We start from the raw sequence: 13918 nt of genomic DNA, 5'->3' as shown, positions 1-13918 counted from the left end.
GCCGCCGGGTCAGCCGCCGAAGCGGCGCCCCAGATACTCCTCGAACGTCGTCTTCCCCACCGCCCGCTCCGGCACCACCAGTCCGCCCTCGCGGCAGGCGCGATACGTCCGGCCGAACAGCGGCACCTGTGCCACCGCCCGGCGCCGCCCGGTCGCGCGGAGGTAGGCGCGGGCCAGCGAGTCCAGGGACCGCACTTCGGGGCCGCCCATGTCCGCCACCCGCCCGGCCGGCGCGCCGAGCGCCAACTCCACCAGGCGGTCCGCGACTTCGCCCACCTCCACCGGCTGGTCCGGGACCCCGGCCGGGACCAGCATGACGGGCAGCCTGGCCAGTCCGCCCAGGGTCGTGACGAGCAGGTCGTGGAACTGGGTCGTGCGCAGGACGGTCCAGCCGAGGCCCGACGCCTCGATCTTGCGTTCCACGGCCAGCTTGGTCCTGTAGTAGCCGAGCGGCACCTGGTCGATGCCGACGATCGAGATGTAGACCAGATGGCCCACCCCGGCCCGCCGGGCCGCCTCGATCAGATGATCGGCGGCGGTCTCGTCCCCGCCCCGCTGAGTGGTCGCGCAGTGCACCACGGACTCCACGCCGGCGAGCGCCGCGTCCAGCCCGCTCCCGCCGACGCGCAGATCGACGGCGTACGGCGGTGTGTGCCGGCTGAGCACCCGCACCTCGTGCCCGCCCGCCCGCAGTCGCTCCGTCACGCGCGTGCCGAGCGTGCCCGTCCCACCGGTCACCAGGATGCTGGTCATGCTGTTCCCGTCCCTCCGGACTCGGGGTGCCCCTCGGTCGGAGCACCCTCCCCCGCTGAGACCACGCAGCCTCCGCAAAAGTGACAGGCCCCGGGACGGCTCCGCTACGACCGCGTCAGCTGCCGTTGCATGTAGGCCAGTTTGTCGGGGTTCATCACGGTCCGCACATGGGTGATCAGCCCGTCCCGCAGTTCGAAGGCCGCCACCCCGGCGAGCACGTCGCCCGCCCACGCGACCAGCGCGCTTGCGCCGTTGACCTCCGCCACCACGATGTCCAGGCCGCCCGCGAACCGCTCGGCCCCGCCCACCAGGAAGCGCACGACCTTCTCGCGTCCCTCGACCGGCCGCCGGACCGCGGACACCTTGCCGCCGCCGTCGCCCCAGTAGGTGACGTCCGCCGCGAGCATCTTCTCCAGGCCGGCCAGGTCGCCCTCGCGGGCCGCCGCCAGGAAGGACAGGAGCAGCTCCTCCCGCCGCTCCGGCGCCGGTTCGAAGCGGCCCTCCGGCATGGCGACCCGGGCCGCCGCCCGCCGGTACAGCTGACGGCAGTTGGACTCGCTCAGGTCCAGGACGTCCGCGATCTCCCGGTGGGCGTAACCGAACGCCTCGCGCAGCACGTACACGGCCCGCTCGGTCGGCGTCAACCGCTCCAGCAGGACCAGCAGGGCCAAGGAGACCTGCTCGCGCCGCTCCGCCGATTCCAGCGGCCCGAGGGTGCCGTCGGAGGTGACCACCGGCTCGGGCAGCCAGGTCCCGGGATACTCCTCGCGCCGCGCCCGGGCCGAGGTCAGCCGGGTCAGACAGAGGTTGGTGACGGCCTTGGCGAGCCAAGCCCCGGGGTGCTCGATCGCCGCCCGGTCGGCGCCGCTGAACCGCAGATACGCGTCCTGCACCGCGTCCTGCGCCTCGTGGGCGGAGCCGAGCAGGCGGTAGGCCAGGCCGAACAGCCGGGGCCGGTGGAACTCGAACTCTTCGGAGGGCGGCGAAGACGTCATGCGCCTCAGCGTGCCAGACGCCCGCCGGCGCCCGGATCGTGGCGTCCGGCGTCCTGGCGGCCCGGCGGCGGGCAAGGGCCGTCGTCACCGCCACCGGACCCGCCCGCACGATAAGAGGACTAGACCAGTACGGTCAATAGGTCCGGACCAAAGGTCAAAGCGCCCTGGAGGTGCAGCAGTTGCGCGGCCCCGCTCGGCCGCGCAAGCCCGGCGACACATGCTGTGAGGGAGCCCACACCCTCCGTCTGTCTGGAGTGCCGCCCGGCGTGGCACACTGGCCATGTACCAGAAGCAGCGCACTCCGGGGTCGGTGAAAGTCCGAACCGGCGGTTACAGTCCGCGACCCGGTCGCTTCCAGCGGCCGGTTGACCAGGTGAAATTCCTGGACCGACGGTTAAAGTCCGGATGGGAGGCAGTGCGCGGCGGGCGGGCACACGTAGGTGTGCGCGTCGCCGTATCTGGGGCTTGTCCGCATGCGGACGGGCCTCTTTCGGCGTCGCCGCAGGTGTGTTCGACCGTACATTCTGTCGTCATCGACAGGCCCCGGAGTCCGTGCCCCAAGAGGCAGGAGGACCCGGGAAGTGTTCACCGGAATCGTCGAAGAGCTGGGTGAGGTCACCGCCGTCGAGAACCTCGGCGACGCCTCCCGCTTCCGGCTCCGTGGCCCCGTCGTGACCGAGGGCGCGCAGCACGGCGACTCCATCGCCGTGAACGGGGTCTGTCTCACCGTCGTGGAGCACGAGGGCGACGAGTTCACCGCCGATGTGATGGCGGAGACTCTCAACCGTTCCAGCCTCGGCGCGCTCGGCGTCGGCTCCCGCGTCAACCTGGAACGCCCCATGGCCGTGGGCGCGCGTCTCGGCGGGCACATCGTGCAGGGCCACGTCGACGGCACCGGCGAGGTGCTGGAGCGCAAGCCCTCCGAGAACTGGGAGATCGTGAAGATCTCCCTCCCGGCGGACCTCTCCCGCTACGTCGTGGAGAAGGGCTCCATCACCGTCGACGGCATCAGCCTCACGGTCGTGGACGCCGGACCGGACCACTTCACCGTCAGCCTCATCCCGACCACCCTCGCCCTGACCACGCTGGGCCTCAAGCAGCCCGGCGACCCGGTCAACCTCGAGGTCGACGTCGTCGCCAAGTACGTCGAGCGGCTCCTCGGCGACCGTGCCCAGGGAGCCACCAAGTGAACTGGCTGAACTCCGAGGCCTTCACCCTCTTCGGGCAGCGCATCATCTGGTCGGACATGACCGGCAACATCCTCGGCCTGATCACCCTCGCGCTCGGCTGGCGCCGCTCCCTGTGGACCTGGCCCGTGCAGTTCCTCTCCGGTCTCGTCCTCTTCGCCGCCTTCTACGGCCATCTGACCGGCAGCGCCGGCAAGCAGGCCGTCGTCATGGCCGTCGCGCTGTACGGCTGGTGGCAGTGGCGGCGCAACCAGGGCCGGGCCGAGGACGGCCACATCGCCCCCCGGTTCGCCAGTTGGCGTGAGCGCGCGGCGATGCTCGGCGCGGCCGCCGCCGGCACGGTCGCGGTGGCACTGCTCTTCACGGCGTACCCGTCGCTGTCCTGGGACCCCTGGCCCGACGCCTACATCTTCGTCGGCACCGTCGTCGCCATGTACGCCCAGGCCAAGGGCATGGTCGAGTTCTGGATCGCCTGGCTGCTGGTCGACCTCGTCGGCGTCCCCCTCAACTTCGCCAACGGCTACGCCTTCTCCGGTTTCGTCTACGTCATCTACGGCGCACTCGTCCTGTGGGGCATGCGCGACTGGTGGCTGCGTTCCCGCAGGAATCCGCAGCCCGTCCTGGAAGGAGCCCCGGCATGACCTCGGCACCGCCCCTGTACGACATGGACACCATCGAGAACTTCGGGCTCGACCCCGTCGAGCAGGCCATCGCCGACATAGCGGCCGGCCGCCCGGTCGTGGTCGTCGACGACCAGGACCGGGAGAACGAGGGCGACCTCGTCATCGCCGCCGAGAAGGCCACCCCCGAGATCGTCGCCTTCATGATGAGCGAGTGCCGGGGACTCATCTGCGCCCCCATGGAGGGCGAGGAACTGGACCGGCTGCGGCTGCCGCAGATGGTCCAGGACAACACCGAGTCGATGAAGACCGCGTTCACCATCTCCGTGGACGCCTCCGCCGCGCACGGTGTGAGCACCGGCATCTCGGCCTCCGACCGCGCGACGACGCTTCAGCTCCTCGCGAGTGGCACGGCGGAGCCGACGGACTTCGTCCGCCCCGGCCATGTCTTCCCGCTGCGCGCCAAGCCCGGCGGTGTCCTCGTCCGCAACGGCCACACCGAGGCCGCCGTGGACCTCGCCCGGCTCGCGGGCCTGCGTCCGGCCGGCGCCATCGTGGAGATCGCCGGCGAGGACGGCCGGATGCTCCGCCTGCCCGAGCTGATCCCGTTCGCGCGCAAGCACGGCCTGACGATCATCTCCATCGAGGACCTGATCGCCTACCGCCGCGGCAGCGAACCCACCGTCCGCCGCGAGGCCGAGACCCGCCTGCCCACCAAGCACGGCACCTTCACCGCCTACGGCTACCGCTCCACCGTCGACGGCGTCGAACACGTCGCCCTCGTCCACGGCGACCTCGGCGCCGGCGAGGACGTCCTGGTCCGCGTCCACTCCGAATGCCTCACCGGTGACGTCTTCGGCTCCCTGCGCTGCGACTGCGGCCCCCAGCTGGACACCGCCCTGCGGCGCATCCAGGAGGAGGGCCGGGGCGTGGTCGTCTACCTGCGCGGCCACGAGGGGCGCGGCATCGGTCTGCTGTCCAAGCTCCGGGCGTACGAGCTGCAGGAGCGCGGCCGCGACACCCTGGACGCCAACCTCGAACTCGGCCTGCCCGCCGACGCCCGCGACTACGGCGCCGGCGCCCAGATCCTCGCGGACCTCGGCGTGCACAGTGTCCGGCTGATGACCAACAACCCGGACAAAACAGACGCGCTGCTGCGCCACGGTCTGAAGGTCACCGGCCGGGAGCCGATGCCTGTTCAGGCGGGCGAGCACAACCTCCACTACCTGCGCACCAAGCGCGACCGTATGGGACACGACCTGCCCTGGCTGGAGACGCCCGCCGTGACCGCTTCCGCGGCCGCGGTCGCGTCCGGCTGCGGCAACCAGTAAGCAAGAAGCACTGAGAGGACACACGTGAGCGGCAAGGGTGCACCGGAACTGTCCGTACGCAACGCGAGCGACCTCAGGGTCGCCGTCATCGCGGCGCAGTGGCACGAGAAGGTGATGGACGGTCTGGTGAACGGCGCCCTGCGCGCCCTGCACGACCTGGGGATCGACGAGCCGACCCTGATCCGGGTCCCCGGCAGCTTCGAACTCCCGGTCGCCGCCAAGGTGCTGGCCGGGCGCGGCTACGACGCCGTGGTCGCCCTCGGTGTCGTCATCCGCGGCGGCACCCCGCACTTCGACTACGTGTGCCAGGGCGTCACTCAGGGCCTCACCCAGGTCAGCGTCGAGACCGGCGTGCCCGTCGGCTTCGGCGTGCTCACCTGCGACACCGAGGAGCAGGCCCTGGACCGGGCCGGACTGGAGGGCTCGAACGAGGACAAGGGCCACGAGGCGGTGACCGCGGCGGTCTCGACCGCCGCCACGCTCCGCTCAGTATCCGAACCCTGGCACTGAGGCACCGGCCGGAGCGCGTAGGGTAAGGACACCATGTCCAAGAAGACGTTCGAGGAGCTCTTCACCGAGCTCCAGCAGAAGGCCGCCCACGGGGACCCCGCCACCTCCCGCACCGCAGAGCTGGTCGGCAAGGGCGTCCATGCCATCGGCAAGAAGGTCGTCGAAGAGGCCGCCGAGGTCTGGATGGCCGCCGAGTACGAGGGCAAGGAGGCGGCCGCCGAGGAGATCTCCCAGCTGCTGTACCACATCCAGGTGATGATGGTCGCCCGCGGGATCTCCCTGGACGACGTCTACGCCCACCTGTAAGCCGCCCCGCCGTAACCGCCGTAGAAACCCCTTCACGCAAAGGAAGCCGACCTCATGCTGCGCATCGCCGTCCCCAACAAGGGTTCACTGTCCGGCCCTGCGGCGGAGATGCTGCATGAGGCCGGCTACCAGCAGCGCCGCGAGTCCAAGGAGCTGCGGATCGTCGACCCGGTGAACGAGGTCGAGTTCTTCTACCTCCGCCCGCGCGACATCGCGATCTACGTCGCCTCCGGCCGCCTCGACGTGGGCATCACCGGCCGCGACCTGCTGATCGACTCCGGCGCCGACGCCGAGGAGATCCTGCCGCTCGGCTTCGCCCGCTCCACCTTCCGCTTCGCCGCCAAGCCGGGCACCGCCGACGGCATCGAGGACCTCAAGGGCAGGACGGTCGCCACCTCCTACGAGGGCATCGTGGCCAAGCACCTGGAGGACAGCGGCGTCGACGCCTCCGTCGTCCACCTCGACGGCGCCGTGGAGACCGCGATCGAGCTGGGCGTCGCCGAGGTCATCGCCGACGTCGTGGAGACCGGCACCAGCCTGCGCAACGCCGGCCTGGAGGTCTTCGGCGAGCCGATCATGAAGTCCGAGGCGATCGTCATCCGCCGCACCGGCACCGACGGCGAGGAGCCGAAGGTCCAGCAGTTCCTGCGCCGCCTCCAGGGCGTCCTGGTCGCACGCACGTACGTGATGATGGACTACGACTGCCGCGTCGAGCAGCTGGAGAAGGCCGTCGCGCTCACCCCCGGCCTGGAGTCCCCGACCGTCTCCCCGCTGCACAACGAGGGCTGGGTCGCGGTCCGCGCCATGGTCCCCGCCAAGGAGGCGCAGCGGATCATGGACGACCTCTACGCCATCGGCGCCCGCGCCATCCTCACCACGGCCATCCACGCCTGCCGCCTGTAAGGGGTGCGCACCGAGATGGCCGACACTCCCACCCTTCCCGTCACCTTCCGGCCGGGCCATACGCGGGCGATCCTGCTCACCGCCGGTGTGCTGATCTTCCTGACCATCTCCGGGATCGCGCTGCTGCTGAAGCTCGGCCCGGGGGAGCGGGCGAGCTTCGTCGTCACCGGGGCGCTGATCTTCTGGGTGCTGGCCCGGCTGTCCCGGGTGAAGGTCGTCGCCGACGAGTCCGGGGTCACCGTGGTCAACATCGCAGGTCAGCGGCGCCTGGACTGGGCGGAGATCGTCCAGGTGAACCTCCGTCCGGGGGATCCCTGGGTGTTCCTCAACCTCAGCGACGGCACCAGCCTGCCCGCGCTCGGCATCCAGCCGGGCCTCGCCAAGCAGCGCGCCATCGCCGACGCGCAGGCCCTGCGAGCCCTCACCGAAGCCCGCTCCACGGCCCACCTGGCGGAAGATCAGGGCTGAATCGGGGGCAGATCGGGGCTGACTCGGGGGCGTCCACCCTGCCCGAGCGGCCCGTGTCTTGATTAATCTGGTGACGGAGGCCGTTTCGCTGCGGCCCCGCCCCTGGAGCACCACCCGGTGCACGGGGGTTCCTGCTACCCGAGGAGTGACTCCCTCCAGCGATGGACGGATCGTCCTGTAGTACCTGCGCCGCCCCGACCCGACATACCGGGAAGGCGGTGGCAGCGTGACCATCTCCCTGCTGCTCCTGGGAGCGGCTTTCCTGCTGATCCTCGCCAACGGTTTCTTCGTGGCCGCCGAGTTCGGTCTGGTGACCGTCGAGGCGACCGACGCCGAGAAGGCGGCCGCCGAGGGCGACCGACGGGCCCGTAGGGTCGCCGAGTCGCTCAAGGAGCTGTCCTTCCAGCTCTCCGGCACCCAGCTCGGCATCACCATCACCTCCCTGGTCGTCGGCATGCTCGCCGAACCGGCCCTGGCCGGGCTGCTGCGCGGCCCGTTCGCCGCCATCGGCATCCCGGACGGCGCCGCCTCCGGTGTCGCCGTGGTCGTCGGCATGCTGCTGGCCTCCGCGATCCAGATGGTGATCGGCGAGCTCGTGCCCAAGAACTGGGCGGTGTCCAAGCCACTGCAGGTCGCCCGGTTCGTGGCCGGCCCGCAGCACCGCTTCGCCCGCCTGTTCCGCCCGGTGATCGCCGCGCTCAACACCGTCGCCAACCGGCTGGTGCGCGCCCTCGGCGTCGAACCCGCCGAGGAACTGGCCTCCGCCCGCACCCCGGGCGAACTCGTCTCCCTGGCCCGCCACTCCGCCCTGGCCGGCGCCCTGGAACAGGACACGGCCGACCTGTTCGTCCGCACCCTGTCCCTGGGCGAGCTGACCGCGCAGCACGTCATGACCCCGCGCGTGAAGGTCAGCGCCCTCCAGGACACGGCCACCGCCGAGGACGTCGTCAACCTCACCCGGGCCACCGGCCTGTCCCGCTTCCCCGTCTACCGGGAGAAGATCGACGAGATCGTCGGTATGGCCCATCTGAAGGACGCCCTCGCGGTCCCCGTGCACGACCGGCTGCGCACCCCGGTGAGCCGCATCGCCCGCAAGGCACTGCTGGTCCCGGAGACCCTGCCGGTCCGGCCCCTGCTCGCCCGGCTGCGCTCCGAGCAGCCCATCGCGGTCGTCGTCGACGAGTACGGCGGCACGGCGGGCGTGGTCACCCTGGAGGACATCGTCGAGGAACTCGTCGGCGAGGTGCGCGACGAGCACGACGCCAAGGACATGCCCGAGCTGGCCCCCGCCCCGCCCGAGGACGGCCGGCCCGCCTGGGACGCCGACGGCAGCTGCCGCGTCGACATCCTCCAGCGCATAGGCCTCGACGTGCCCGAGGGGCCGTACGAGACGGTCGCCGGACTCGTCGCCGACCTGCTCGGCCGTATCCCTGCCCCCGGTGACCGGGCCGAACTGCCCGGCTGGCGGCTCTCGGTCCGCCAGGTCGGCCATTACCGCGCCGAACGGGTCCGCCTGGTCAGGACGGCCCCCGCGGTGAACGTGATGGAGGCCGCCCGATGAGCGTCCTCCAACTGGTCTTCGCCGCGCTGCTGGTGCTCGCCAACGGCTTCTTCGTCGGTGCCGAGTTCGCGCTCGTCTCCGTGCGCCGCAGCCAGATCGAACCGCTCGGCACCGCCCGGGCCCGACAGGTGCTCCACGGCCTCGAACGCCTGCCCCAGATGATGGCGGCGGCCCAGTTCGGCATCACGGTCTGCTCACTGACGCTGGGCGCGGTGGCCGAGCCGACGGTCGCGCATCTGCTGGAGCCGGTGTTCGCCGCGGTCCGCCTCCCCGACGGCATGGTCCACCCGCTGGGCTATGTCATCGCGTTGGCCGCCGTGGTCTTCTTCCACCTGGTCATCGGCGAGATGGTGCCGAAGAACCTGGCGATGGCGGCCCCCGAGAAGGCGGCGCTGTGGCTCAGCCCAGGCCTGGTCTGGTTCGCCCGCCTGTGCCGGCCCATCACCGTGGCCCTCGGCGCCTGCGCCCGGGGCATCCTGCGGCTCTTCCGGGTCGAGCCCAAGGACGAGGTCGAGGCCGTCGTCACCAGCGAGCAGCTCAACCGACTGCTGGAGGACTCCGGCCAGGCGGGCCTGCTCGACCCCGAGGAGCGGGAACGCCTGGAGGACGCGCTGGAACTGGGCTCCCGCCCGGTGACCGACGTCCTGCTGCGCCGGGAGTCGCTGGTCACGGTGGCTCCGTCGGTCACCCCGGGCCAGATCGTCGAGCTGACGGCCCGCACGGGGTACTCCCGCTTCCCGGTCTCGGCGACGGAAAAGGGCCCCTTCATGGGCTATGTCCACGTCAAGGACGTCCTCGACCTGGAGCACTCGGACCGTGCCGTCCCGCAGCACGTCTGGCGTCCCATGACCACCCTGCGGGCCGAGCTGCCGCTCGACGACGCCCTCACGGTCATGCGGCGGGCGGCCACACACCTGGCCCAGGTCGCCGATGCCTCCGGCAAGGTGCTGGGTCTGGTCGCTCTGGAGGACGTCCTGGAACTGCTGGTGGGCGAGGTTCGGGATCCGGCGCACCGGGAGATGCCGGAGCCTCGGGTGAGCGGGGAGCCGGAGCAGGTGCTCGCCTCCTAGCCCGGTTGGTCACGGAGAGCTGCGCGGGCGCGGGCGCGTCGTGGCCGGTCGCGCCCGCGCGGCGGAGCCGCAGACCAAACACGGCCTCGCGGCCCTTCGGGGCGCATCACATACCCGGCGGATCCTGCGGCCCCCGCCCCGACAGCACCTCCCCGTACGCCTGCATGAGATCCGGCAACCGCAGCGTCGCCAGGTCCTCGCGCGACAGCGTCCCCGCATACGTCGACAGCCGAAGATCCCGGTACGCGCAGCTCTTCTCGTACAGCGTCCGCAGGAACCGCCCGTTGCCCAACTCGTCGATCCACCCCTGCTCGACCACGTGCCCGGCGATCGAGCGCAGCTCCTCCAGCGCCTCCTCGTCCCACACGTCCCCGTTCTCCGCGGCCAGTACCTTCCCGATCTCGGTGAGTTCCTGCGGCCGGTAGGAGGGGAAGTCGACGCGGGTCGTGAACCGGGAGGAGAGCCCGGGGTTCGCGGCCAGCAGCCGGTCCATGCCCTCCGGATAGCCGGCGAGGATCACCACCAGATGGTCCCGGTTGTCCTCGGCCCGCTTCAGCAGCACCTGCAAGGCCTCGTCGCCGTACGCGTCCCCCTTGCCGTATCCGGAGTTGGACAGGGAATACGCCTCGTCCACGAACAGCACCCCGCCGATCGCGGAGTCGATCAGCTCGTTGGCCTTCACGGCCGTCTGCCCGAGGTACTCGCCGACGAGATCGGCCCGCTGGGCCTCCACCAGGTGATCCCCGCCGAGCAGGCCCAGCGCGTAGAAGACCCGCCCCAGGATCCGGGCCACCGTGGTCTTCCCGGTCCCCGACGGCCCGGAGAAGACGAAGTGCCGTTTCGGCGGCTGCACCGGCAGCCCCTGCCCGGCCCGCAACCGGGCCATGTTCAGCTGCGCGGACAGCGCCTTGACCTGACGTTTCACCGGTTCCAGCCCCACCATGCGCTCAAGCTCGGCGAGCGCCTCCTCCAGCAGGGCGGGATCGGTCGGACCGGCCGGGATGGGGGAGGAGGAGACCCCGGTCTTCACCCGGACACCCGGATCGCTCACCGACGGCAGGGGCCCGGTCGGCAGATCCGGTTCCGGCAGCCGCAGATCACGCCCCTCGGTGCCGAAGAGCGGATCGAATCCGTCCGGCCCGTCCACGCTGTCCTGTCCCGCACCGGTCAGGGTGATCGCGGCCAGGTCGGCGGTGTCGTCGTACCCGTCGCCCTCGGCGATCGCGGCCAGCCGTGCCGAGGTGTCCATGAAGGCCGGGTCGACCCGGTGCACGGCCCGGTACAGGGGGAGCGCCGCCGCCGAGCGGCCCGTGCCCTCGTGCGCCCGCGCCAGCCAGTAGCGCAGCTCCTTGCGCTGCGGCTGCTCGCTGCGGCAGCGCATCAGCGCCGCCGACAGCAGGGGCTCGGCCTGGCCGTACATCTCCAGCCGGACTCTGGCCATGCCGCCGAACAAGCCCGCCTCGATGCCGAGCATGGGATCGTCCAGCAGCGGGTCGGTGTGCCGTACCAGCTGTTCCCAGTCCTTGACCAGATAGGCGCGGCAGGCGTGCAGGAAGCGGACCTGCGGGTCGGTGTCGACCGGGGGCAGTCCGGCGAGGGCCCGGTCCAGCTCGGGCACGTGACGGCCGTCCAGCCAGTGCGAGGCGTGCGCGAGCAGCAGATCGCGCGGGCTCTCCAGCACCGGCTGCACCCACCAGCCCAGCCAGTACCAGGAGTTGAGGGTTCGGCGGTGCCGGGCGCGCTGTTCGCCGAAGCGGTCGCGGTGCCGGAACATCCTGAGCAGTGAGGTCGTCGTGTCGACCCGCAGCGCGTGCAGCCCGAGCCAGCCGTCGGCCATCCCCGGGTCCATCCGCACCGCTGTGCGGAACTCCTCCTCCGCCTGCGGATAGGCGCCCATCGTGTAGGCGTCCACACCCCGCAGCCAGGCCAGGTCGGCCGGGGCCTCGTGGCCCTGCGTGCCGAAGTCCATCCGTCCCCCCACAGACCGTGTCCCCGTGGTTCACCACCGGGCGGTCGCCCGACGGCCGCCGCGGTCGAACCGCCGTGCCGCGGACCGGAGTTACCGGTGCGCCAGGCAGCCTCGAAGGTCGCACCGAGGGCATCGTACCCGCGCGATGACCGCGTGCCGAAGGGTGCCGCACAGGCCGTTTGGCGAGGTGGGAGCAGACGGGGCGCACACGGCTCGGTGACCGAGGGTGAGCGGATCGGTGCGCCGGGCGCCCGGGAAAGGGGTGCGTGGACAGAACGAAGCCCCCGGTCACGGGGGAACAACCGGGGGCTTCGCGTCTGGGGGCGGTCCCGAATGACCGCTCATTGAGAACGTAAGACCTGTACGGCCCCCGGGTCAAGCGGAGTTGAGACAGTTGGAGAAGTTCCTCCGCAAGGGTCTTCACAGCTTCACCACAACGCGGACGGTCCATTACTCTGGGTCACACCTTGGTCCGGTCCACGGGTTGACCCAGGACCCGGCAGCACCTCGTACCCCTTCTGCCTCTGCAGCACCAGAAGATCGGCATGGGGGCGCGAGGGGTCCTCGGCGAAGTGCGCACGCTCCGCCTCGACCCAGCCTCTCCAGAACTCCCGCTGCTCTGCCCCGTCCCGCTGCCGGCCGCGCGTCCAGGACTCCTCCCGGGGCAGCTCCATCCACAGCAGCAGCGCCAGATGCGGCCGCAGCGCCCGGCGGCCGGCGCCGACCCCTTCGACGAGCACCACGGGCGCCGCCGGCAGCGGGCGTGGTGCGCCGAAGGTGCGGGCGCGCCAGTCGTAGGGCTCGTAGGACGCGCTCTCGCCGTGGGCGAACGGATGGATCACCTGCGCCATGAGCCGGTCGGTCCACTCGAAGAGCTGTTCGTGGCTGGCGATGTCGTCGAGGTGCAGCACCGGAGCCCCGTCGAGCGCGGCGGCCAAGTGCCCGGCGAAGGTGGACTTTCCCGAGCCGGCGTGTCCGTCGACGCCGATCAGCCGGACCGGCCCGAGGGAGGGGGGGAGCCCGCGCAGCCGGGCGGCGAGGTCGTGAATGGTGGTTCCCGGGGTGGTCGGTGTGGGCGGTTTTCCGGAAACAGTGTAGTAGTGGTCGCGTTTTGAACCATCGGCCGGCAGCCAGTCAATGGCGCGGATAAACATTTGCGAATCCCCTGACCGATATGTCGAATTAGGCGTTCCGGGCGTGCCCGCGGCTGAGTAGGGTGCCTCCAGCGCAACCACTGTGCGCCGTACGGGGACTGGCAGGGAGACATGGCCGCGGAGTTATTCGAAGGGCACTATGTGTGGCATCCGGCGGCCGACGACCGTGTCCTGGCGAGCGTATGCGTCGATGTGCGTGCCGGGCGTTATCGATACGCGCACGAGGCCCTCGCCGAGACGCGCACCGACTTCGCCCTGCGCGCCCATCGCTCGCTGGTCCTCGCCTCCGAGGCGGCCGGCACCGACCTGGTCGAGCGCTGGCTCGCCGAGGAGCCGACACCCGAGGCGGCGCTGATGTGGGCCCGGGTCGCCGTGCAGCGCGCGCTGCGGGCCGCCGACGCCCGCGACGAGCGCGCCGAGGCGCTGGAGCGGATCGCGCTGACCGCCTGCGACCGCGCCGCCGCCATGGCTCCCGAGGACCCCACACCCTGGGTCGCCAAGCTCGCCATGGCCCGGCTGCACCGGCTGCGCGACCCGGCCCCGCGGGGCCTGCTCACCGCCCCGCCCGGCCCCTGGCGGCTGTTCGCGCACGTCCTTTCGCTGGACCCCTGGCACCGCGAGGGCCACCACCGCTTCCTGTCGTTCTTCTTCACGCGCCACGGCGGCTCGGTCAACGCGGCCTGGGACGTGGCCGCCTTCCTCAGCCAGCGGGCGCCCGCCGACTCCGCCCTCCGGCTGCTGCCGCTGGTGGCCCTGGTGGAGAGCTACAACCCCACCCAGTTGCTCGCCGAACGCGTCTGGGAAGAGCCGCAGTGGCGCTCCGCCGCGCTGGCGATCTACCAGAACTGGCTGCCGACGGTGTCCCGTTACCGCTTCACCCCGGTGCTCGACCTGGCCTACCTCGCGCACGCCCTGGTCATGGCCCGGCGCGAGTTCGAGGCCCGGGCGGTGTTCACGGCGATGGGCCCGTACGCCTCGCGCATGCCCTGGAGCGCCTTCGGCGACCCCGCCGAGCAGCTCTCCCGGGCCCGCCGTGCCTGCGGCCTGCCCGTCCCGCGGCCCGACTGATCTGCACATGCTCTGCCCATTCA

General features: G+C 71.4%; 14 protein-coding genes and 1 riboswitch. Of the genes, 10 read left to right on the top strand and 4 right to left on the bottom strand.

Translation table 11 applies throughout. The features are described from left to right. Positions 1 to 9: 9 nt before the first annotated feature. Both ACWCQS_RS31040 and ACWCQS_RS31035 read right to left on the bottom strand, forming a co-directional pair. Entirely contained in the window at positions 10 to 753 is a 744-nt protein-coding gene (locus ACWCQS_RS31040; protein ID WP_451007528.1) for an SDR family oxidoreductase, read from the bottom strand. Between the two features lie 104 nt (positions 754 to 857). Next, entirely contained in the window at positions 858 to 1748 is an 891-nt protein-coding gene (locus ACWCQS_RS31035) for an RNA polymerase sigma-70 factor (protein ID WP_451007527.1), read from the bottom strand. A gap of 292 nt (positions 1749 to 2040) precedes the next feature. Further along, positions 2041 to 2171: riboswitch (FMN riboswitch) on the top strand. 158 nt (positions 2172 to 2329) lie between these two features. Between ACWCQS_RS31035 and ACWCQS_RS31030 the strand changes: the two genes are divergently transcribed. The 9 genes from ACWCQS_RS31030 to ACWCQS_RS30990 all read left to right on the top strand — a co-directional run bounded on the left by ACWCQS_RS31030 (position 2330) and on the right by ACWCQS_RS30990 (position 9704). After that, positions 2330 to 2938, top strand: a complete 609-nt coding sequence (locus ACWCQS_RS31030) for a riboflavin synthase (protein WP_388626080.1) — start codon at positions 2330 to 2332, stop codon at positions 2936 to 2938. Then, a complete protein-coding gene (locus tag ACWCQS_RS31025; RefSeq protein WP_451007526.1) occupies positions 2935 to 3576 on the top strand; it encodes a nicotinamide mononucleotide transporter family protein in 642 nt (213 codons plus the stop codon). The genes ACWCQS_RS31030 and ACWCQS_RS31025 overlap by 4 nt, the downstream gene beginning before the upstream one ends. After that, entirely contained in the window at positions 3573 to 4886 is a 1314-nt protein-coding gene (locus ACWCQS_RS31020) for a bifunctional 3,4-dihydroxy-2-butanone-4-phosphate synthase/GTP cyclohydrolase II (RefSeq protein ID WP_451007525.1), read from the top strand. The genes ACWCQS_RS31025 and ACWCQS_RS31020 overlap by 4 nt, the downstream gene beginning before the upstream one ends. Positions 4887 to 4910: 24 nt before the next feature. Continuing rightward, the gene (ribH, locus tag ACWCQS_RS31015; RefSeq protein WP_450983218.1) at positions 4911 to 5396 is read left to right on the top strand and encodes a 6,7-dimethyl-8-ribityllumazine synthase; all 486 of its coding nucleotides are present in this window, start codon (positions 4911 to 4913) and stop codon (positions 5394 to 5396) included. Positions 5397 to 5429: 33 nt separating this feature from the next. Then, entirely contained in the window at positions 5430 to 5702 is a 273-nt protein-coding gene (locus ACWCQS_RS31010) for a phosphoribosyl-ATP diphosphatase (protein WP_351809542.1), read from the top strand. Positions 5703 to 5756: 54 nt separating this feature from the next. Then, a complete protein-coding gene (gene hisG / locus ACWCQS_RS31005) occupies positions 5757 to 6605 on the top strand; it encodes an ATP phosphoribosyltransferase (RefSeq protein WP_451007524.1) in 849 nt (282 codons plus the stop codon). A gap of 15 nt (positions 6606 to 6620) precedes the next feature. Further along, on the top strand, positions 6621 to 7073 hold the full coding sequence (locus ACWCQS_RS31000; RefSeq protein ID WP_451007523.1) for a PH domain-containing protein: 453 nt from the start codon (positions 6621 to 6623) through the stop codon (positions 7071 to 7073). A 226-nt stretch (positions 7074 to 7299) separates the two neighbouring features. Then, a complete protein-coding gene (locus ACWCQS_RS30995) occupies positions 7300 to 8634 on the top strand; it encodes a hemolysin family protein (protein WP_451007522.1) in 1335 nt (444 codons plus the stop codon). Further along, on the top strand, positions 8631 to 9704 hold the full coding sequence (locus tag ACWCQS_RS30990) for a hemolysin family protein (protein ID WP_451007521.1): 1074 nt from the start codon (positions 8631 to 8633) through the stop codon (positions 9702 to 9704). The genes ACWCQS_RS30995 and ACWCQS_RS30990 overlap by 4 nt, the downstream gene beginning before the upstream one ends. 106 nt (positions 9705 to 9810) lie before the next feature. Here ACWCQS_RS30990 and ACWCQS_RS30985 read toward each other — a convergent pair whose 3' ends face one another. Both ACWCQS_RS30985 and ACWCQS_RS30980 read right to left on the bottom strand, forming a co-directional pair. Beyond that, a complete protein-coding gene (locus ACWCQS_RS30985) occupies positions 9811 to 11673 on the bottom strand; it encodes an AAA family ATPase (RefSeq protein WP_451007520.1) in 1863 nt (620 codons plus the stop codon). Positions 11674 to 12101: 428 nt separating this feature from the next. Beyond that, positions 12102 to 12722, bottom strand: a complete 621-nt coding sequence (locus ACWCQS_RS30980) for a uridine kinase family protein (protein WP_451007626.1) — start codon at positions 12720 to 12722, stop codon at positions 12102 to 12104. A gap of 216 nt (positions 12723 to 12938) precedes the next feature. Between ACWCQS_RS30980 and ACWCQS_RS30975 the strand changes: the two genes are divergently transcribed. Further along, complete coding sequence (locus tag ACWCQS_RS30975; protein ID WP_451007519.1) at positions 12939 to 13895, top strand: hypothetical protein; 957 nt, start codon at positions 12939 to 12941, stop codon at positions 13893 to 13895. Positions 13896 to 13918: the final 23 nt, after the last annotated feature.

The sequence above is a fragment of the Streptomyces sp. NPDC002076 genome (assembly GCF_053593835.1).
This window is presented reverse-complemented; position numbering and strand designations above follow the sequence as displayed.